Genomic DNA, 21,317 nt, shown 5'->3' with positions numbered 1-21,317 from the left:
ATATTACATACAGAAAGTTAGTAATAAAATATGTAATTTTGCAGGTTGAAAACATGTTATACAACTATATGGATAAGAAAGAAATTATTAGCATTTGTACAAAAGTAGTGGCTGGAATTCTGATTACAGTCGGCATCTTTGCTGTAATCCCCATGATTATGCTGGCCATGGACATTATCGGTGTAAGAATGGCTCCAGAGGGAATGGAACTGCCATTTACATTCAAGAAACTTGGACTTGACGCAATGGAAGCTAGCAACCCAGGCGTACTTACAACTTACGTATTTACACTCGCAACAACATTGTTGGCTGCTATCTATGCCCTGCTGCACGCTATCGGCAGAGCTACATTCAACATTGCACCCATGAAGCGTATTGAGCAGATTGCAGTAGGTGCCATCTTCGTGGTATCACTCTGCGTATTGCTGCCCACTACCAAGAGTATTTTCGATGCTACAGAGAAGGCTCTGGTACCTCAGGACGAGGATCGCAACACCTATATGGGCACACAGATGGATGAGTTTAGCAAGAACTACTTGATTAAGAACGGTTGGACTCTGGTTAAGCACGAGCACTGTAACGACAACTACGTACGTAAGGGCGAGTACTACACAGGCGACACCGAGCACGCATATCTGGATGCTTGGAACCCTGCAGGACAGCAGGTTTACCACGCAGAGAAGCGCATGCCTGTTGAGCCAGGTACATACCGCATAATCTGTAGCGCACGTGCCGAGGGTAACGGCTGTTACATCTTTGCAACTACAACCAGCAAGAAGAGCGGCCTGAAACTGGTTGAGGTTCCTCACTATGGCAACAGCGGTGGTGAACTGTGGGAGAATGCTCCTGAGGGTTCAGACATCAAGGAAGCCAACAACGGCGAGGGCTTTGGCTGGAGTAAGGTAGTAGTTACCATCGAGGTGAAGGACGATGATACACTGGTATTCGGTGTGACAACCGATAAGAGCTTCACTGGAAAAGCCTACAACTCAAAGTGGTTCTCAGCAGCCGACTTCGAGGTTGAGCGCCTGAACATGAACTAATGATTAAGAGTCCTGATGATAGGTTATCAAGCCTTCTAAGGGACTCTTTAATATAGTACCCAAATGATAGCCTAGTGTTTGCAGCACTAGGCTTAATTGTGCCTGATAGTACCAAGCTATACTGCCTACAAACGATACGGGCAGTTCGGGACGACCATAGCGAGAAAGATGCAAATTTACAAAATCACTGAAAGCGCTGTAAACCATCTCACGGATACCATCATCGTCGAGATGGCGATGAATAAACTCAGAGAATGAAGCCAGGAAACGATTAGGCTGTGGCTGACGGTAAACCTTATCAATAATATCCGACAATTTGAGTTTTGTTTCCTGTTCAAACATATTACGCACACGCTGCGACAGAACGCCTGTATAGATGTCGTGAATCAAATGCTTACCTAACACAGCACCACTACCCTCATCGCCAATAATATAACCCAGAGCGGGGGTGTTGTGAACGATCTTATGACCATCGTAAACACACGAGTTTGCACCTGTTCCAAGAATACATGCTATACCCGAAGTACGACCGCACAAGGCACGGGCAGCGCCTAACATATCGCTATGAGCCTCGATGGTTTGAGCCGCAGGGAATGCCTCACGCAGCAAACCTGTTACACGCTCCTCAACCTCAGGGCGCACACCACTACCATAAAAATATACATCAGTAATCTCTACATCACCCAACTGGGTAAGCAGGTCGCGCACAAGCACCTGACGGAACTCGTCGTCTGACATATGGAATGGATTCAGACCCACGGTATGGGCCTCAACAGGTTGAATAGAGTTATCGGCATTAATACAAACCCAATCGGTCTTTGTACTGCCACTATCGGCTATCAGTTTCATAACTAAGCAATGTTAAAGCGTTCATTTTGGTGCAAAAGTAACAAAAAATTTGGAGAACTTGCAGAAAATAAAGAAAAAAAGAGTAATTTTGCAAGCAGAATAAAAAGAACTTTAGCTGATTATGAAAAGATTATTGGTATTTTGTATATTCGCATTGGCCATCGTTACCGAGGCTCGCGCGGTACTGAAGGAGAAGGATCTGGAACAGACGTTGGGTATTCTGCGTACTGAACTGAAGCAATACAACAACGAACTGGACCGACGTTCGACAGCACGCAGGGATCGCGCCAAACGACTGATACAGCAGTTGATGGGCACCATGAAGCGAGCCGACCAGAACGCACTGATGCTGTACTCGCAGCAGCAGGATAATGTGTTCGACCTGACTTATGCCTGTCATGAGGCCACACAGCAGTATCGCGATTTTCATAGACAGCAACTGCCTTTTACCAGTTTCCTGGAGAAAACCGAGGGTGAGATTGTCAGATACGACAGTCTGATAAACCATCTGCAAGGTATCCCTACACGCATTATGACCAAATATGGTACCAGCAATCGCGACTCTTGTCTGGTACTGGCCCAGAGCATCCGTGAGAAACTGGAGGTGAACGCCAATATACTGCGTAGAAACATCTATCTGTACACAAAAGCCGAAAACCGTTTGAGCGAGCTGAACGAGTACGCCCAGAAACGCTATTCGGACATACAGCAGAGCATTTTCATTAATGGTGGCGACAGCTACCCCACCCTGCTAAAGAACTTAGGTCGCCGATGGCAACAGATGACCGACAACATACAGAAAAAGTACAGCTTTAATGCCAATGCCAACTCACAATGGAGTCCGCAGTGGATATTCGGTATGTTCCTGGGTATCGTGTTCTACGTCATCGTATCTATCATACTCAACCTGCTGTTCTTCAAGTTCATACTCCCCAACAAGGTAAAGACCGAGGAGTTCAAGAAAAAGCGTGCATGCATTATCATGGCAACCACTACGGTAACCTTTGCCATCATACAGGGACTGGTAATCAACAACTCTAATCAGAACTTCCTGATTATGGCCTCTGGACTGCTGGTAGAGTACTCGTGGCTGCTGGGCGTGGTATTGTTCTCACTGTTGCTGCGTGTGAAAGGCGACCAGATAAAGAGTGCCTTCCGTATCTACGCACCATTGATTGCAGTAGGATTCATAGTTATCGGATGTCGCATCATCCTGATTCCTAACGAGCTGGTAAACCTGGTACTGCCTCCTATCCTGCTGCTGTGTGCGCTGTGGCAATGGCTGGTAATACGTCGCCACAATCAGAACATTCCACGTAGCGACATCTTCTACACCTACGTATCGCTCATCGTGTTCGTAGCTTCGGTAGTATGCTCGATGATAGGTTACACGCTGTTTGCCGTACAGCTCATCATCTGGTGGATTATGCAGCTCACATGTATCCTTACCATCACCTGTATCAGTCGTTACCTGGAGATATACGCTAAGCGTAAACGACTGACCGACAAGCCCATAACGCAGACGTGGTGGTACTATCTGGTTGAGAAAGTGGGCATGCCTGTACTGGGTGTACACTCCATCCTGCTGAGTATCTACTGGGCTGCCAAGGTGTTCAACCTCACGGATATGTGTGTGAGAATATTCATGTACCCTGTTATCGACACGCCTAACCTGCAGATATCGCTGGTAAAACTGATTATGGTGATTAACTCGTGGTTCCTGTTCCGTTACGTATCCAAGACAATTCTGGCATTCCTGAAAATGCACTACCAGATAAGCGATCCTTCGACAGCCGCCAGCAAGGAGGTGATGGGACGCAACGTAATACAGGTGCTGGTATGGGGCATCTGGCTGATGTTCTCGCTATCGCTGCTTAACATCAGTATCTACTGGATGCTTGCCCTGGGAGGCGGCTTATCAACAGGTATCGGTTTCGCCTCGAAAGATATCATCGAGAATATCTACTATGGCGCCTCGCTGATGGCAGGACGCATAAAAGTGGGCGACTGGATTGATGTGGATGGCACCATGGGTAAGGTGGTATCTATCAGCTACACCTCAACGGTGATAGAATCAATTCAGGGTGAGGTGATTACCTTCCAGAACGCCCAGTTGTTCACTAAAAATTACAAGAACCTGACGCGTAATCATGGTTATGTGCTCACCACTATCCCATTCGGTGTGGCCTATGGCTCGAACCTGAAAGAGGTAACCAACTTGGTTGAAGCAGCTGTAAACGCCATGCACAACCAGTATATCGACCCTGAGAAACAGGCCAAGTGCGTGGCTACCGAAATGGCCGACTCGAGCGTGAACTTCAAGCTGGCTATCTGGGCCGAGGCTCCTAAGCGCACATACGTTATCAGCGAGGTACTTAAGTGCGTTTACGACACGCTGAACGAGCATCACATCTCGATCCCATTCCCACAGCACGATGTACACATAATCAACGGATAAAAAGTTGTAATTTCCGTATAATCCGTAGGCAAAACTAAAATTATTAATAAATAATTTGGCGGATTTAGAGAAAATGCGTATTTTTGCAGCATAATTATGAGCAAAATGACAACTATCATAGCAGGACCTTGCGTTATCGAGTCGGCTGAACTGCTCGACACGGTAGCGCAGGAATTGGTGAGTATCAATAAAACACATGGTACCGACATCATCTTCAAAGCCTCGTTCGACAAGGCTAACCGTACATCGATTACCTCATTCCGTGGCCCAGGCATCGACCGTGGACTGCAGATGCTGGCAGATATCAAGTCGAAGTACGGCTTGCGTATTCTGACTGATATTCACGAGAGCTGGCAGGCTAAGCCCGTTGGCGAGGTATGCGACGTGATTCAGATACCGGCTTTTCTGTGCCGACAGACCGATCTGATTGTTGCTGCAGCCAAGACAGGTGCTGTAGTAAACATCAAGAAAGCCCAGTTCCTTTCGGGTAAGGATATGGTTTACCCTGTAGGTAAAGCCAAGGACGCAGGTGCCAAGGAGGTTTGGTTGACAGAACGTGGCAACATGATGGGCTACAACAACCTGGTGGTTGACTTCCGTAACATCCCTGACATGCTGGAGATTGTACCAACGGTTATCATGGACTGTACACATAGTGTTCAGCGCCCAGGTGGCAGTGATGGTAAGACTGGTGGCGATCGCCGTTTTGTACCACAGATGGCATTGGCTGCCAAGGCCTTTGGTGCCACAGGTTACTTCTTCGAGGTACACCCCACTCCCGATCAAGGCCTCAGCGATGCAGCCAACATGTTAGAACTCGCCAACTTCGAGCCCCTGGTAAAGAAGCTGATTGAAGATTAAAGGATTAAAATGAAGACTACAAGAGATATCGCAATACAATGTATTAAGGACGAGGCGGAGGCAGTGCTGAGTCTGATTCCACAGCTGGACGAGAACTTCGACAAGGCTGTAGAGCTGATTCTGAACTGCAAAGGCAAGGTAATCGTAACAGGCGTGGGCAAGAGCGGCCATATCGGTGCCAAGATTGCAGCCACCCTGTCGAGCACAGGCACCCCATCGTTCTTTACAAACCCTCTGGATGTATTCCACGGCGACTTAGGTGTAATGACACAGGACGACGTGGTACTAGCCATATCAAACTCAGGTCAGACAGACGAACTGCTGCGTTTCATCCCCATGGTACTACATATGCAGATACCTATCATCGGCATGAGCGGCAACCCCAAATCGTTGTTGGCCAAATATTCTACCTATCACCTGAACGTGCAGGTTGAGAAAGAAGCTTGTCCACTGAATCTGGCTCCTACCAGCAGTACTACAGCACAGCTGACGATGGGCGATGCGCTGGCCATTGCCTTGATGGAAAAGCGTAACTTCCAGCCACGCGACTTTGCTCAGTTCCACCCTGGTGGCGAGCTTGGTAAGCGCTTGCTGACAACGGCTCAGGATGTGATGCGTACAGAGGACATGCCTGTATTGCCACCAGAGATGCATCTGGGCGAGGCCATCATCTTAGTGAGCAAGGCCAAGTTAGGTCTGGGTATCGCGATGGTGAACAACGAGATTGTTGGTCTGATTACCGATGGTGACATCCGTCGCGCTATGGAGAAATGGCAGGCCCAGTTCTTCGATCGTACCGTGAGCGACATTATGACACGTACGCCAAAGATGGTAAAACCTGATACAAAGATAACAGAGATTCAACGAATCATGAACCAATACAAAGTACACTCAGTACTTGTTACCGATGGCGAAAACCACCTGCTAGGAGTGGTTGACCATTACTCGTGCATGATTTAGTGAAGAGTGAACAGTGAACGATATGAAGACTATAAAGAAAATACTAATCGCCTTAATGCTCATCATTCCACTAGGAGTGGTGGCTGCCTATCTGTTTAAAACACTGGAAGCCCGCGATGGACTGACATCCAGTCAGGTGAACTGCATATTGAAGGACTCTCGAGGTTACATGTGGTTTGGTACCCCAGCAGGCTTGTACCGCTTCGACGGATACACCTTCCGTAACTTCCAGAGCGACTCACAGAACGGTAGCTCGCTGAGCGATAGCTATATCAACTCTATCCAGGAAACACTCGATGGCAACCTGCTCATCGAAACAGCCTCGGGCTACTGCATCTACCACCCGCAGACAGAGAGCTTCGAGCGCGATATGAAGCAAGCCTTTGCACGCATGGGTATCGAGACCATCCCATCGGTGGTATATGTAGATAAGCACAAGAATCTTTGGGGAGCCATTCCTAACAAAGGTGTGGTTTGCTATAACCAGCAGCAGCAAACACTGCACGAGTTTGGTTATACCGACGATGCTAAGGGTGTGCCACAAGGCGTGGTTTGCTCAATCAGTGAATGTAAGGAAGGCGCCCTGATAGTTTACGACGATGGTAAGATAGCCTGCTGTGATGTGATGCACCAGCAGAGCACACTCTGGGTAAAAGAGGGAATACCTGCACTGAGAGATCATCGCACCAAATCGCTGCGTGCCTACGCCGACGTGAATGACAACATCTGGTTGTATGGACAGGGAACTCTGGTGATGTACGACAAGCAGAAGGACACTTGGGACTACACCATGGGCGAGAAGCTGGGTGTAACCGGTCTGGGTGTGGATCGTAACATCAACGGCATGGCCAGTAGCGCTGGTAGCATCTGGGTTGGTAGCGACCAGTTAGGACTGATTCGCTTTGACCCCAAGACCTTCGAGTATCAGGAGGTTCAGCCTAAGAACATCAACGAGCAGCAATGGGTAAAAGACCATACCAGCATCCAGAGTCTGTATATGGACGATACTGGTTTGCTATGGGTAGGAACCGAGAAATCGGGTGTGGCCTATACCGGTAAGTATATCTACCGCTTTGGTTCCGACCTGATGGGCGATGTAACCGCTATGGCACAACATCCCAATGGCACTATCTGGTACGGTACAAGCGACCGAGGTGTGATAGGTTTCGATGGCAAGTTGGCCAGTTTGAAGGTGTCGTGCATGAGCAACACCCCTGATGGAAGTATCTGGATTGGTTCGAAGCGTAATGGTCTGACACGAATCAAGGATGGCGTATCAACCATCTACTCGGTATCGAAGGACAGCGTTCGCACCATTATCGACGACCATATCAACGCCCTGACATGCGATAAGATTGGTAACCTGTGGATAGCCACCAACGGTGGTCTGCAGGTGTACAACCCACGCATGAACTCGTTCTCGAGCTACACACGCGAGAACGGCAAGTTGAGCACCAACAGCATTACCAGCTTGTTCTACAAGCAGGATGCCAATGCCAACAACCTGTTGGTAGGTACCAGCGAGGGACTGATTATCCTGAACCTCTCGACAACCGAGAAGAAGGTTCTGACAGGTAACAGCACCAACCTGAAGAGCTTTACCAACAACTACATTACACAGATATTCCAGGATTCGCGCGGACTGATTTGGGTTGGTACTCGCGAGGGACTGAACATACTGAACTTAGAGACCGACGAGCTCGACTATCTGACCGAGAAGCAGGGCTTGTGTAATAATAACATCTGCGGTATTGCCGAGGATAAGAACCACTGCATCTGGGTAACCACAAGCCGTGGTGTGAGCCGTATCGTGATACAGCGTAACCACGAGGACGGTGTGAACAACTACGGTCTGTACAACTACAGCACAGCCGATGGTTTGCAGAGCAACGAGTTTAATACCGGTGCTATCCTTACCAAACAGGATGGCGAAGTATTGCTGGGCGGACTGTATGGTGTGAACTGGGTACTGCACAGAGATGGTGCCGAGAAGGAGGACCTGCCACGTGTGATGCTCACCCAGCTGTTTATTGGCGAAGAAGAGATTATTACCGGTCATGAGTATCATGGCAAGGTGATACTTACTCAGGCTCTGAACGAAACCAGCCGTATCGATCTGGCTCACAACCAGAACACATTCAGCATCAAGTTTGCTGCTGGTAACTACAACCAGAGCGAGCGCCTGCAGTTTATGTACTGGATGGAAGGTCGAGACGAAGACTGGCATCATGGTGACGCGCTGTCGCATGGTGTAAACTTCAACAACCTGTCGGCAGGAAAGTACTATCTGCACGTAAAAGCCATCAACGCCGAGGGTGCAGTAAGTAACCAGGAGCGTGTACTTGAAATCAACGTAGAGCGCCACTTCCTGCTGTCGTGGTGGATGATAACAGCCTATCTGATTGTGCTGGCAGTAATCATCTATTTCTGGCGCATAGGTATCAATCAGCTTAAAGCCATCAAGCACCGTAAGGAGGCTGTGATTAAGGAACTGCAGTTGCAGCGCGAGGAAATTAAGGCTGCGAGCGACGACTTGCGACAGCCTATGGCTCGTATGACATCTATCATCGGTAACCTGTCGGAGAAAGAGAAAACGCTTGAGGAGAAAGAGCAGCTGAATGCCCTACATTCACAGATGCTGCAGATTATCACACGTGTGGCTGATATGCAGATGAACCTGGAACACCCAGAGGAGCGCGCTAAGAATATGGTTCAGGACCGCCTGACCATCAACAGCAAGGGTGAGATTGAGTTGCCAGAGATTGCCAGCGACGTTCTGACATCAGAATCTACTCACTCACGTGCTGCTATCGACTCGCCTACCTCGAAGTTCACCGTTATCATGATTGATGACAACGAGGAGTTCCTGGAGTTTGCTGGTGCACGACTGAGATTTGTTTATAACTTCCACGTTTATAACGACATTGAGAAAGCAGCCGAGGATCTGGAGCAGATTAAGTGCGACCTGGTGGTTTGTAAGCAGGATATGTTTGGTATGACTGGTAGCGACCTGTGTAACCAGTTGAAGACCAACTACGCTACTCAGAACATGAAGTTTATCCTGATGACCGACACCGTACTGACACCTCAGGATATGCGCTCGAAGAATATCACCCTGAGTGCCGATGACTATCTGGCCAAGCCATTCAACATGCAGGAGGCCACGATGCGATTCAATAAGGTACTGGGATTGGGTGCCGTACAGATGGACAGCAACCTGATTGAGGGTGCGGAGACACGCCGACTGGAAGGCCAGAGTAGCAGTATGACCACAGCTACTGAGACAATGGATGCTGGCGAGATAAGCGCCACTGCACTGGCCGAGGTTAGTGCCGACGACCCCATGAACAAGGTAGACACAGTGGTTAAGAACCCACGCAGTCAGGCAACAACCAGCAACCTGCCTGAGGGTATCAAGGGCATCGACGACGAAGAGGAAGGTGGCGGTAACGACTTCTCGATGATGGACGCTATGGACCTTCAGCTGCTGAAGAACATTGAGCAATACGTATTACAGAATATGAGCCGCGGACAGATTAGTCTGGAAGAGATGGCCAATGCCATGGGAATGGGACGTGTACCTTTCTTCCACCGTGTACGCAGCCTTACAAGCAAAACACCAGCAGAACTCGTGAGAGACATGCGACTGAAACACGCCTGCATTCTGCTGAAGCGCACTAATATTAACATGAGTGAGTTGGCGTCGAACATTGGATTTATGACTGCCGAGAACTTCATCAACATCTTCAAGGAAAAGTTCGGCATGACGCCACTCGAATACAGATTGAAACATCGTAAATGATATCAAGTAAACTACATCAGACAGGAATAGCCACCATGCTATTCCTGCTGATTTCTCTGATTGGAAAAGCTCAGACAAGCGACTCGCTGATAGTGAGCCAAATGAAAACTGTTGGTATTAACTTCTACCCACATAACGAGGTACAACTGATTATGTCGGGTAAGGATAAGTTCGACCTTTTGTTCGAGGATATCCGACAGGCCAAGAGCAGTGTACACCTTGAGTATTTTAATTTTCGCAACGACTCGATAGCCTCGCTGCTGTTCGACATACTGCGTGAGAAGCGCAAGCAGGGTGTTGAGGTACGTGCGCTGTTCGACGGGTTTGGTAACGACTCGAACAACCAGCCACTGAAGAAACATCACATCAAGAGTCTGCGTGCCGACAGCATCGACATCCACGAGTACGACCCAGTGCGTTTTCCCTGGGTAAACCACATCTGGCCTCGCGATCATCGTAAGATAGTAGTGATCGACGGTCGTATTGCCTATACAGGCGGTATGAACGTGGCCGATTACTATATTGTGGGCACCAAGCAGGTGGGCGAATGGCGCGATATGCATTGCCGCATTGAGGGACCTGTAGTTAACGAGCTGCAGGATATCTTTGCCCGTATCTGGCAGAAGGTAACCAAGGAACAGTTGAACGATCCTAAATACTATCAGGGTCAGGACAAAGGCAACAAGATGGTTGGTATCGCTAATCGCGAGCCAAACAAAACCAATAAGATCATGCGCCAGTTCTACATCTCGGCGCTCGACGATGCACAGGATTCCATCCAGATTATCAACCCCTACTTTACACTCACACCATCTGTGAAAAAGGCTATTCACCGTGCCATCAAGCGTGGGGTAAAGGTTGATATCCTAGTATCGGCCAAGAGCGATATCCCCTTAACGCCCGATGCCGTATTCTACAACGTACACAAGCTGATGAAGAAGGGGGCCAACATCTGGCTGTATCAGCCCGGATTCCACCACTCAAAGATTATGATGGTGGATGGCCGGTTCTGCACCGTGGGCAGTACCAACCTGGATGCACGCAGCCTACGATACGACTACGAGGTGAATGCGCTGATTATTAACAAGCAGGTAACCAAGGAACTGCAGGATATGTTTATACGCGACACCAAGAAAAGCGTGCTGTTAACGCCCAACGAGTGGAACAAGTTCCGTACAGGCTGGCAGAAATTCCGTGGCTGGTTTGCCCAATTATTTACCCCATTTATGTAAGCACTCATGAACAGAAACACCGTCATATCTATTGCAAAAGGTTTAGCCATCATCCTGATGGTGATAGCTCATGCCGAGGCTCCAGGCTGGCTGTGCCGATTCATTTTCGAGTTTCACATGCCGCTGTTCTTTATCACCGCAGGCTACTTCTTCTCGTTGAAGTACCTGAACGATGAAGCCACGTTTGTAAAAAAGCGCGTAAAGGGCCTTTATATCCCCTTTGTTAAGTGGAGCGTGTTCTTCCTGCTTATCCATAATCTGATGTTCAAGATTGGTATCCTGAACGAGATGTATGGCAATGAAATGGGCGGTGTTACCCACCCTTACAGCTGGCACCAGATGCAGCAGAACCTATGGACTATCTTTACCTCGATGGCAGGATACGATGCATTCCTATGTGGTGCGTTCTGGTTCTTCCGTGGGTTGTTCGTGGCCAGCATCTTATACCTTATTATATATAAGGTGCTCGACAGCACGGTATCATCCGTACGTTACAAGAAAGCCATCCCCTACCTCATCTGCGTCATCATGCTGCTGCTGTGCGGATGGAAAACCTACGAGGGACTGAGGGTGCTGACACTGATACAGGGCGGTTATCGCGATATGATGGGCTGCTTCTTCTTTGGTTGCGGTTTTATTTTCCGACAGTATGCCGAGAGCTATCAGGCAGCTATCAAGCGCTACTACGCCATCTTCTGGACCACCATTGTGTTCGGTGTAGTTGTGTATCTGTTCTCGCACTACCTAACAGCCAACATGAACTGGCGCTCTACCTATACCCAGTTCCTGTCGCTGCCTGTACCAGCCATTCTGGGATTCCTGATGATGTACAACATCAGTATGCTGCTTGACAAGAAAGATAACTGGCTGAAACGATTCCTGGTATATACGGGCGACCACACGCTGAATATCTTTATCTTCCACATTGTAGCCTACAAGGTGGTTAGCTTGATAAAGATATGGTACTACAGCTTGGATATCCGTCAGATAGGTTGCCATATGGTGATACACCACAACTCGCAGCACGACGCGTTCTGGGTGCTCTACACCATTGCAGGTGTAGGCTTACCATTATTGGGTACGTGGCTATCTGAAAAGTGGAAGATTAAGCGTTGTAAACGTCAACCCAGTCGATCATCATCTGAATCTCACGATCAGTAATGCCCTTCATCTCCAACAGGTCACTTTCTTTGTAAATGATGCTGTGAAGAGTCGCCCAACGCTCGTCCTTGGGCTTGGCATTTGTAACGTATGAACGGAAACAGTTGGCAGCATCGTCGATCTTACCTGTAAACCACAGATAGAAACCATAGTTAATGCTGTCGCTATCCTCAGGGTTCTCTTGTGCCAACAGCTGATCGTACAGGCGACCTGCCTGTTCGTACTTGCCATCGCCGGTAAGCGCCCAAGCCAACACACGCACCACATGCAGGTTATCGGCATCCTCGAAGTTCAGGCGAAACAGAATCTGTTCGGCCTCTTCAAAACGACACAGATTGGTAAGACAGATGGCCTTGTTTAGCTGATACGATTTCTTATCGGCATTCATCTTCAGCAGCTGGTTATAGGCATCGAGTGCTTTCTCGTAATCCATATGTTTAAACCAGATACGGGCCAAGCCTAATAAGGCACGTTCGCTCTGAGGATTCAGCTCAAGCGCCTTACGATAGCTATCCTCTACATTATCACCCAGATAGCCCTTCAGCATATAGTAATCGTAGTCGTGATACTTCTCCTCAAACCAGTTTGCTAACAAGTCCTTAGCATAATTCTTCTGGTTACGTTTAATCAGAAAAGCTACAACTTCCTTAAAATGAGCCTGTATATCGGTATTATCAAATGCGGTTCGGGTAATGAACATGCTCTGGAACGAATCCTTCTCGAAAACGTTCTTAAACTCGTTGCGGAGCGGATTAAGACGGAAGAAACGGAACATGTCCTGCAGATAGATACGACGGATATAAGCAGGGGTACTCATCTCCTCGGTTCCTAACTTCTGATACATCACGGCCTCGCCACGATCCAGCATCTGACGTACATTTTCGGGAATACCATTCAACACAGTCTCGAAGGCCAGCAGGAACGAATACTTATCGCTATTGCAGAACGGGCCAAACTCAAGAATGCTCGACAGGAACTTAACGTTGCCATACTTATCCCATGTGTGTGCTACACCTGGATGATCGGTAAAGAACGGTGTGAACCAGTTAGAAATCTCGTTAAAGAACGGATATCGCTTCATCTGCGAAAAACCTCCAAAGTACACATCGCTACCCTGTTTCTGCATGTCGATCATTCGGTGGAAGGTGTTCTCAAGTTTTTCAAACTCCTGCTCTTCGGCATCAGGATGCAGAATATCATTCAGGATATTCTCCTCGTCCTGTTCCTGCTCGTCTCTATGCTGCATCTTCTGCTGATTCTTAAGCAGCTCGGGCATAATTTCCTTCTCGATGGTGTTACGATCCTCATCGGCACTCAGACAATAGAAGAACTGCTCCTGCAGCTCAATCAGTTCCTTCATGCAGTTGGGGTTCTGTACGGTTTGCTCAACCAGTGTTCGCATCTCAGGGAAGAGGAATTCCTCTAACTCGTTATCGAGCGAGAACACCCAACCAAACAAGGCTCGCTGGCGCACATATTCATCGGTCGACTGCTGGTACACATGAATAAGCGTACGGAACTTAACCATATCGTAGCAGTTCATGGATGCTAACGTGATAGCACTTACAATGAGCTGCTGGTCGGCAGAATCAACGGTCGGCGACAACAGCAGTTGTTCGATAGACTCACCCTGTCCGTCGGTCCATAAGTCGGCAGTCAGAATGTGGGCAAAAAGCTCGGTCATCAGCTGTGTATGCTGCTGGTGCAGCGCTTTGCGGCGCTCCTTAACGGTGTGCTGAGGTTCCAGTTCCAGCAAGGCGATATCAGACACGAACTTCTCTAACTGTTCGCGAACCACCTGTACCGACCAGTCGCGCGGACTCAGATGCGCCTTCATAAAGAGCGATGCCATCAGGGGCGATTGCAGCACACGGGCATTAGTCATCACATTGGCATAAAGCACATACATACGGTGCAGCAGCTTATGGTAAAGCTGTGGAAGTTCCGGGTCTTTGTATCCTTTGCGCCAATAGTCGATCATCATCTGATAATCGGTTTTGATGGCAAACAATCGGTCGGAATTTATCTGGTGCGGATGGGCAGCCAGATAATTCTCCATATCCTTGATAGCGCACATCAGGTCCTTTCCCTCGAGTGCACCCAATACGTTATTTAAAGTATCGTCTCTAAACATGTGTTACTTCTTCTTTTTTTCAAGCCAGTTCTTAGCGCGGTCAATGTCTTTCTGTCGTGCAGCCTGATAGGTAAACTTCAGCGAATCGGGCAAGGCATTGATGGCCTGAGGTGTTAAGCCGTAGTACTTTTTCAGTATCTCCTTGTAGTGGGTAACACCAAAGTGGTTAATCGAGTCGCAAGCCTGCTTGTAACCCTTCATAAACACCTCCATCTGATGCTGGCGGGTCTTATCGTCCATATTCTTGGTGCGGAATACAAGGACACCCATCTGCATATCCTCCTTACGGGTGTCGAGCAGCACGTGGTGCTTCTTCAGCAAGGCCTGACTGGCCTGTGGCTCTGTAAGCAGCATGGCATCCATCTCGTTGTTCTCGAGCATTTTCAGACGGATGTTCACATCGTTAATCTGTATGCGGAACACGCGCTCTGGAGCCAGCTTGGCACTATCCACAGCTATGTCGCCCAGCATGTCGGTAACCGAGTAACGGGTCATGGCCAGCATCTTATCGTCGAGATGCTTAAAGTTGGTGATACGCAACTGGCGCTGACTCAGCATCAGCCAATAGGCATTGGTAGCAGCGGCATATCGCAGGGGTGTGCCCTCCTTTATCATCTTCTCGGCACGCACCAAGTCGGTAATGGCACCTTCGGCACGACCACGAATCAGGGCTGTATCAATATCCATCTGGGCGGTATATCGTTTCAGGCGGATGTCAACGGCTGTATCAAACATCTGGCGCTCCTTGGCCACAAACACAGGCAGACAATCCAATGTGGGCATGACGGCAATCTTGAGTGCAGCCGAATCCTCACGCCACAACTTCAAACGCTGCTCACGCGAGAGGCGTTTGGTTTCTTCGTACGACTGCCCGCAAGCAGCGAGCATTACGAGAGCTATGAATGCTAAAACTAATTTCTTCATAATCGAGTGCAAAGGTACAATTTTTTTTTTAATTTTCAATTTTCAATTATCAATTTTAAATTATTATTATTACCTTTGCACACAATATGGCAAAAGATAAGATAGCATACGTTTGTTCCAACTGCGGACAGGAATCGCCTAAGTGGATTGGCAAGTGCCCTGCCTGCGGACAATGGAACACGTTTAAGGAGATAAAAGTAGCTCCCAGTTCAACCCCTAAAACGGCTGCAGCAAGGGGCGGTTTAAGCGCGGGCACATCAGCCCAGTCGTCGGCTTTGCATGCAGGTAAGGTGCTGCGATTGCGCGACATCAGTTCAAAGGACGACCCACGTATCGACATGCACGATGCCGAACTGAACCGTGTACTGGGTGGCGGATTGGTGCCTGGCAGTATCGTGCTGCTGGGTGGCGAGCCTGGTATCGGCAAATCAACCCTTTCGCTACAAACGATGCTGAACATGCCCGAGAAGAAGATTCTATACGTGAGCGGTGAGGAAAGCGCCCATCAGCTAAAGATGCGTGCAGAACGACTGGGTGGCGAAAACGAGAACTTCCTGCTACTTACCGAGAACTCGCTCGAAACTATCTTCGACCATATTAAAGAGGTACAGCCCGAACTGATTGTCATCGACTCGATACAAACCATTTCTACCGAGGATGTTGAGTCGAGTGCAGGCTCTATCGCACAGGTGCGCGAGTGCGCTTCAGCCCTACTCCGTTTTGCAAAAACCAGCGGTGTGCCCGTAATCCTGATTGGTCACATCACCAAAGAGGGCACCTTGGCAGGTCCTAAAATCCTCGAGCATATTGTGGATACAGTTATCCAGTTCGAAGGCGACCAGCACTATATGTACCGCATTCTGCGCAGCATCAAGAACCGCTTTGGTTCTACAGCTGAACTGGGCATCTACGAGATGCTGCAGAACGGATTGCGACAGGTATCCAACCCATCCGAACTGCTGCTCACACAGGATCGCGACGGCCTTTCGGGCATCGCCATCACATCGGCCATCGAGGGTATTCGTCCGTTCTTAGTCGAGACGCAGGCCCTTGTTTCAACAGCCGCCTACGGCACCCCTCAGCGTTCGGCCACAGGCTTTGATCAGCGCCGACTGAACATGCTACTGGCTGTGCTTGAAAAGCGCGTGGGCTTTAAGCTGGCACAGAAGGATGTGTTTGTGAATATTGCAGGCGGACTTCGTGTTACCGACTTGGCGATGGACCTGAGTGTGATTGCGGCTGTGCTCTCATCTAATGTTGATACACCTATCGAGTCAGGTTGGTGCATGGCAGGCGAGGTTGGACTGAGTGGCGAGGTGCGCCCTGTCAACCGTATCGAGCAGCGAATTGCCGAGGCCGAGAAGCTCGGATTTACCGATATGATTATCCCCAAATACAACCTTCAGGGCTTCGATAAGAATAAATATTCAATCCGTTTGCACCCTGTAAGAAAGGTGGAAGAAGCCCTACGTGCAATCTTCGGATAACAATTTGCTATACTTTTGAACATTTTGCTTACATAATTGATAGTTGAGCGCAAAAAAGAATTAAATAATCAATGTTCAATGTTCAATGTTCAATGTTTTTTAGTAACTTTGCAGTCGCATTTTAAAATGAAGTTTTTCACATTATTAAATATTTAAATTATGACTATCAACGAATTCAACTTTGCCGGTAAGAAGGCAATCGTACGTGTAGACTTCAACGTACCCCTCGATGAGAATGGTAAGATCACAGACGACACCCGTATCCGTGGTGCCCTGCCTACCCTGAAGAAGATTCTGGCTGATGGTGGTGCTACTATCATTATGAGCCACATGGGTAAGCCCAAAGGTAAGGTAGATGCTAAGAAGTCACTCGGTCAGATCCGCGAGGCTGTTGAGAAGGCTCTGGGTGTTCCCGTTGCTTTCGCTCCCGACTGCGCTAAGGCTGCTGATGCTGCTAAGGCTCTGAAGATGGGTGAGGCTCTGCTGCTCGAGAACCTTCGTTTCTATCCTGAGGAAGAGGGTAAGCCAGTAGGTATCGACAAGGCTGATCCTGCATACGACGAGGCTAAGAAGGCTATGAAGGCCAGCCAGAAGGAGTTTGCTAAGACTCTCGCTTCTTACGCTGACTGCTACGTAATGGATGCCTTCGGTACAGCTCACCGCAAGCACGCTTCTACTGCTGTTATCGCCGATTACTTCGACGCTGACAACAAGATGCTGGGTCTGCTGATGGAGAAGGAGGTTCAGGCTGTTGACGCCGTTCTCTCTAACATCAAGCGTCCTTTCGTTGCCATCATGGGTGGTTCTAAGGTATCTTCTAAGATCGGTATCATCGAGAACCTGCTCGGTAAGGTTGATAAGCTCATCCTCTGCGGTGGTATGACATACACCTTCGCTAAGGCTCACAACGGTGAGATTGGTGATTCAATCGTTGAGCTCGACAAGCTGGATGTAGCCCTGGGTGTTGAGGAGCTGGCTAAGAAGAACGGTGTAGAACTCGTTCTGGGTTCTGACTGCACCGCTACTAACGGTCTCGACTTCGGCACTATGAGTGTTAAGGAGGGTGCACAGATCATCAACTGCCCTGCTAACAACGTACCTGCTGGTTTCGAGGGTGTTGACGCTGGTCCTGAGAGCCAGAAGGCATTTGCCGAGGCTATCAAGGGTGCTAAGACCATCCTGTGGAACGGTCCTGCAGGTGTATTCGAGTGCGACGCTTTCACCGCTGGTTCACGTGCTATCGGCGACGCTATCGCTGAGGCTACCAAGAACGGTGCATTCTCACTGATTGGTGGTGGCGACTCTGTAGCTTGTGTAAACAAGTTCGGACTTGCTGATCAGGTATCTTACATCTCAACTGGTGGTGGTGCTCTGCTCGAGGCCATCGAGGGTAAGGTTCTCCCTGGCGTAGCTGCTATCAAGGGTGAGTAAAAATCAGACACAATTCGATTTTTAAATAACCAATCAATGGCCGTTCTGCTTCACAGCAGGCGGCCATTATGCTTTTAACATGCCTTGGTCGGCACAAGTCAAGAAAATCACCAACACCGAAATGATATGGTATGGACCCCTCACTGGCAAAACTATCAAACTAAAAAGACAATGAATAAAAGATTTTTAATTATTACTATCCTTGCGGCAGGACTGACCAACACCAGCTGGGCCGACAAACAAGAGAAACTTGCATCGCCTAACGGCAAAATCGTAGCCAACATCAATATTGGCAAAGAGTTAACTTACAGCGCCTCGTTCAACGGCGAACAGATTCTGAAAGATTGCCCACTTAGCTTGCAAGTTGGACAGGAATTATTGGGTGTAAACCCAAAGTTAAGCAACACAAAACGTACTAAGATTGATGAGCAGATACGACCTGTAGTGCCTTTAAAACAGGCCGTAGTGCCCAACAAGGCAAATGCCTTAACGCTCAACTTCAAGGGCTACAGCGTAGAGTTCAGAGCCTACGACAACGGTGTGGCCTATCGCTTTATTATAAATAAGAAAGGTGTTGTAGATATCGTAAACGAAGGTATCAACTACCATCTGCCCACAGTCTTCGAGGCTCACATCTCGAAGACTCGCAACTTCAACACCTCGTACGAACAGCCTTACACGCACATCAGCACAGCTCAGTATAAGGCCGACGACGAGATAACCTATCTGCCTGTACTGCTCGAAAGTCCCAAAGGCACCAAGGTACTTATCTCCGAGAGCGATGTGCGCGACTATCCCCACACTTTCCTTAAGAGCACGGGCGCCAATGGTTTTACAGCCGTTCATCCCAAATCGCCCGAGACATGGGAGCCACGTGGCGACCGAGGTTGGACCATCACCAAAGAGCACAACTGCATTGCCCGTACTAACGGACAGCGCACCCTACCCTGGCGTTTTGCCGTTATCGGCAGCGATGCCACGATAGCTGCCAACCAGATGGAACTGGTACTTGGCGGCAAGTGCGAACTGCAGGATGTATCGTGGATTAAGCCCGGACAGGTTAACTGGGACTGGTGGAACCACTGGACCATCTGGGACGTGGATTTTGAGTCGGGCATCAACAACGCCACCTACAAATACATCATCGACACCGCCCAGAAGTTTGGCGTAGAATACGTACTGCTCGACGAAGGCTGGAACAAGCGTGTTGAAGATCCATTTACCTACAGCAATGATATCGACGTGAAAGAATTAGTGGAGTATGGCGCCCCAAAGCAGGTCGGCATCATTCTCTGGCTATCATGGCTCACCGTTGAGCAGCATCCCGACCTTATTAAGCATTACGCCGATATGGGTGTGAAGGGACTGAAGATCGACTTTATGGACCACAGCGACCAGTGGATGGTGAACTTCTACGAGCGCACCGCCCGCGAGTGTGCCAAGCACAAGTTGCTGGTGGATTTCCACGGTTCGTTCAAGCCATCCGGCCTGGAACAGCGCCTGCCCAACCTGATTTCGTACGAAGGTGTGCGTGGCTTGGAACAAGGCGGAGGTTGCCGACCTGAGAACAGTATCTGGCTGCCATTTATGCGTAATGCCGTTGGTGCGATGGACTTTACGCCAGGCTCAATGCAGAATGCTCAGCCCGAGGATAATCACGGCACAGGCTCGTTACCGATGGGAGGAGGAACACGTGCCTATCAGATGGCACTCTACGTGTGCTTTGAGAGCGGACTGCAGATGCTGGCCGACAGTCCCACTCGCTATCTGCGCGAACAGGAGTGTACCCGTTTCATAACCTCGGTACCCACCACATGGGACGAAACCCGCGTATTGGCTGCCAAGGCAGGCGATTACTACGTAGTAGCCAAGCGCAAAGGTCAGAAATGGTTTGTAGGCGCCATCACAGGCAGCAAGCCACAAGATATCACCATCAGTCTCGACTTTCTGAACCAGCCAGCCACACTCACCAGCTTCAGCGACGGCCGCAATGCCCATCGCATCGCCGTAGATTACAAAAAGCAGGTGCAGCAAGTAACCCCATCCACCCAACTCACGCTCCATCTGGTACGCAACGGTGGCTGGTGCGGCTCGTTCGAATAGTGCAAACAATCAGGTTTGAGTTTCGCAGTTTATGATAAAAGATCTCATAAAATACGCTTTATTAGCAGTTGCACTATTAGTAGTAACAATGCTGGTCACTTATGCTTTTGCTCACGTTTTTCATTTAGACAAAACCAATCGCTATGCAGTTGATGACTGGTTGTATCTACTGCTACTGATACCAGTATTCCACAAACTGCGATACATCGATTTGCAGGATGCGATATCTGTTAACAGGTTTTCCTGGGGCGTATTTTTGGTAGCATTTATCTGTCTGTCGACGATGAGTTACGCCATTGATATGGGTGCGAGCTTATTACATATATCAAAAGATAGTCAGTCGCAAATGGAGATGGAGGTTGTCCGTCATCCATTTGCGCTGTTCACAGTATCTGTTATTGCCCCCATCAGCGAAGAGATTTTTTTTCGCGGAGCCCTTCTCCGTCGCATGTTACAATCGCAAAAATGGTCATCATGGATGGCTATCACTTGCTCTGCATTGGTGTTTTCGGCATTACATTACTATTCCGTCATGATTATCAATGCCCTGTTTGTTGGTCTTCTTTTCGGATGGTTATACTATAAAACCCGAAGCCTGTTGCTCACCATATCGCTGCATCTGGTAAACAACTCATTATATTCCATCACCCTGCTTACACCACTAAAAGATGTACAGTATGCACAAATGAATACTTGGGTAATTGTTCTGTCCATTGTAATCCTTATTGCACTTTCTGTTGTTAGTTTTAAATGGCTGCACGCAAAATTTCTTTATTCCCCCACCCCGTAGAACAACTGGGAAACTGGGATTTGGGAAATACAAAACAAGGTGCCGAGCGATTGTAACTCGACACCTAAAATTTACATATCTA

Annotated in this window: 14 protein-coding genes; 11 read left to right on the top strand and 3 right to left on the bottom strand. The window is 48.7% G+C overall.

All coding sequences use genetic code 11. The annotated features are described in order from the left end of the window. The first annotated feature begins 68 nt into the window (after positions 1 to 68). Entirely contained in the window at positions 69 to 1,043 is a 975-nt protein-coding gene (locus tag T499_RS0104010; RefSeq protein ID WP_033149815.1) for a hypothetical protein, read from the top strand. Positions 1,044 to 1,046: 3 nt separating this feature from the next. On the opposite strand, the gene T499_RS0104005 is transcribed toward T499_RS0104010, so the two are convergent. Next, positions 1,047 to 1,892 carry a hypothetical protein gene (locus tag T499_RS0104005; protein ID WP_013064891.1) on the bottom strand — a complete coding sequence of 282 codons (846 nt, stop codon included), beginning with the start codon at positions 1,890 to 1,892 and terminating at the stop codon, positions 1,047 to 1,049. Between the two features lie 121 nt (positions 1,893 to 2,013). Between T499_RS0104005 and T499_RS0104000 the strand changes: the two genes are divergently transcribed. The 6 genes from T499_RS0104000 to T499_RS14050 all read left to right on the top strand — a co-directional run bounded on the left by T499_RS0104000 (position 2,014) and on the right by T499_RS14050 (position 12,366). Continuing rightward, the gene (locus tag T499_RS0104000; RefSeq protein WP_052173358.1) at positions 2,014 to 4,350 is read left to right on the top strand and encodes a mechanosensitive ion channel domain-containing protein; all 2,337 of its coding nucleotides are present in this window, start codon (positions 2,014 to 2,016) and stop codon (positions 4,348 to 4,350) included. A 96-nt stretch (positions 4,351 to 4,446) separates the two neighbouring features. After that, the gene (gene kdsA, locus T499_RS14620) at positions 4,447 to 5,211 is read left to right on the top strand and encodes a 3-deoxy-8-phosphooctulonate synthase (protein ID WP_028907204.1); all 765 of its coding nucleotides are present in this window, start codon (positions 4,447 to 4,449) and stop codon (positions 5,209 to 5,211) included. Positions 5,212 to 5,220: 9 nt separating this feature from the next. Next, positions 5,221 to 6,171, top strand: a complete 951-nt coding sequence (locus T499_RS14615) for a KpsF/GutQ family sugar-phosphate isomerase (RefSeq protein ID WP_013065130.1) — start codon at positions 5,221 to 5,223, stop codon at positions 6,169 to 6,171. Positions 6,172 to 6,193: 22 nt separating this feature from the next. After that, the gene (locus T499_RS0103985) at positions 6,194 to 9,973 is read left to right on the top strand and encodes a two-component regulator propeller domain-containing protein (RefSeq protein WP_157054503.1); all 3,780 of its coding nucleotides are present in this window, start codon (positions 6,194 to 6,196) and stop codon (positions 9,971 to 9,973) included. Beyond that, complete coding sequence (locus T499_RS0103980) at positions 9,970 to 11,205, top strand: phospholipase D-like domain-containing protein (protein ID WP_033149812.1); 1,236 nt, start codon at positions 9,970 to 9,972, stop codon at positions 11,203 to 11,205. The genes T499_RS0103985 and T499_RS0103980 overlap by 4 nt, the downstream gene beginning before the upstream one ends. A 6-nt stretch (positions 11,206 to 11,211) precedes the next feature. Continuing rightward, the gene (locus tag T499_RS14050; RefSeq protein ID WP_052173357.1) at positions 11,212 to 12,366 is read left to right on the top strand and encodes an acyltransferase family protein; all 1,155 of its coding nucleotides are present in this window, start codon (positions 11,212 to 11,214) and stop codon (positions 12,364 to 12,366) included. On the opposite strand, the gene T499_RS0103970 is transcribed toward T499_RS14050, so the two are convergent. Beyond that, a complete protein-coding gene (locus T499_RS0103970; protein WP_157054502.1) occupies positions 12,311 to 14,500 on the bottom strand; it encodes a tetratricopeptide repeat protein in 2,190 nt (729 codons plus the stop codon). The genes T499_RS14050 and T499_RS0103970 overlap by 56 nt on opposite strands. Before the next feature lie 3 nt (positions 14,501 to 14,503). Then, positions 14,504 to 15,424: an ABC transporter substrate-binding protein gene (locus T499_RS0103965; RefSeq protein ID WP_033149810.1), complete on the bottom strand. Its 921-nt coding sequence runs from the start codon at positions 15,422 to 15,424 to the stop codon at positions 14,504 to 14,506. 86 nt (positions 15,425 to 15,510) lie between these two features. Here T499_RS0103965 and radA point away from each other — a divergent pair, with 86 nt between their 5' ends. The 4 genes from radA to T499_RS14045 all read left to right on the top strand — a co-directional run bounded on the left by radA (position 15,511) and on the right by T499_RS14045 (position 21,235). Continuing rightward, positions 15,511 to 16,911 carry a DNA repair protein RadA gene (gene radA, locus T499_RS0103960; RefSeq protein ID WP_013063321.1) on the top strand — a complete coding sequence of 467 codons (1,401 nt, stop codon included), beginning with the start codon at positions 15,511 to 15,513 and terminating at the stop codon, positions 16,909 to 16,911. 159 nt (positions 16,912 to 17,070) lie between these two features. Continuing rightward, positions 17,071 to 18,342, top strand: a complete 1,272-nt coding sequence (gene pgk, locus T499_RS0103955; protein ID WP_013065257.1) for a phosphoglycerate kinase — start codon at positions 17,071 to 17,073, stop codon at positions 18,340 to 18,342. 171 nt (positions 18,343 to 18,513) lie between these two features. Continuing rightward, positions 18,514 to 20,445: a glycoside hydrolase family 97 protein gene (locus T499_RS0103950; protein ID WP_033149809.1), complete on the top strand. Its 1,932-nt coding sequence runs from the start codon at positions 18,514 to 18,516 to the stop codon at positions 20,443 to 20,445. A gap of 31 nt (positions 20,446 to 20,476) precedes the next feature. Continuing rightward, on the top strand, positions 20,477 to 21,235 hold the full coding sequence (locus T499_RS14045) for a CPBP family intramembrane glutamic endopeptidase (protein WP_052173356.1): 759 nt from the start codon (positions 20,477 to 20,479) through the stop codon (positions 21,233 to 21,235). Positions 21,236 to 21,317: the final 82 nt, after the last annotated feature.

It is taken from the genome of Prevotella sp. RM4, assembly GCF_000701965.1.
In the GTDB taxonomy this organism is placed as follows: Bacteria; Bacteroidota; Bacteroidia; order Bacteroidales; family Bacteroidaceae; genus Prevotella; species Prevotella ruminicola.
Note: the sequence above shows the minus strand (reverse complement) of the source record. Positions and strands in the feature narration are given on the sequence as shown.

Coding starts and splice junctions, on each gene's coding strand:
- T499_RS0103985 (WP_157054503.1), top strand. CDS start 6,194: ATGAAGACTATAAAGAAAATACTAATCGCCTTAATGCTCATCATTCCA.
- T499_RS0103950 (WP_033149809.1), top strand. CDS start 18,514: ATGAATAAAAGATTTTTAATTATTACTATCCTTGCGGCAGGACTGACC.
- radA (WP_013063321.1), top strand. CDS start 15,511: ATGGCAAAAGATAAGATAGCATACGTTTGTTCCAACTGCGGACAGGAA.
- T499_RS14615 (WP_013065130.1), top strand. CDS start 5,221: ATGAAGACTACAAGAGATATCGCAATACAATGTATTAAGGACGAGGCG.
- T499_RS0104005 (WP_013064891.1), bottom strand. CDS start 1,892: ATGAAACTGATAGCCGATAGTGGCAGTACAAAGACCGATTGGGTTTGT.
- T499_RS0103970 (WP_157054502.1), bottom strand. CDS start 14,500: ATGTTTAGAGACGATACTTTAAATAACGTATTGGGTGCACTCGAGGGA.
- T499_RS14045 (WP_052173356.1), top strand. CDS start 20,477: ATGATAAAAGATCTCATAAAATACGCTTTATTAGCAGTTGCACTATTA.
- T499_RS0104000 (WP_052173358.1), top strand. CDS start 2,014: ATGAAAAGATTATTGGTATTTTGTATATTCGCATTGGCCATCGTTACC.
- T499_RS14050 (WP_052173357.1), top strand. CDS start 11,212: ATGAACAGAAACACCGTCATATCTATTGCAAAAGGTTTAGCCATCATC.
- T499_RS0104010 (WP_033149815.1), top strand. CDS start 69: ATGGATAAGAAAGAAATTATTAGCATTTGTACAAAAGTAGTGGCTGGA.
- pgk (WP_013065257.1), top strand. CDS start 17,071: ATGACTATCAACGAATTCAACTTTGCCGGTAAGAAGGCAATCGTACGT.
- T499_RS0103965 (WP_033149810.1), bottom strand. CDS start 15,424: ATGAAGAAATTAGTTTTAGCATTCATAGCTCTCGTAATGCTCGCTGCT.
- T499_RS0103980 (WP_033149812.1), top strand. CDS start 9,970: ATGATATCAAGTAAACTACATCAGACAGGAATAGCCACCATGCTATTC.
- kdsA (WP_028907204.1), top strand. CDS start 4,447: ATGAGCAAAATGACAACTATCATAGCAGGACCTTGCGTTATCGAGTCG.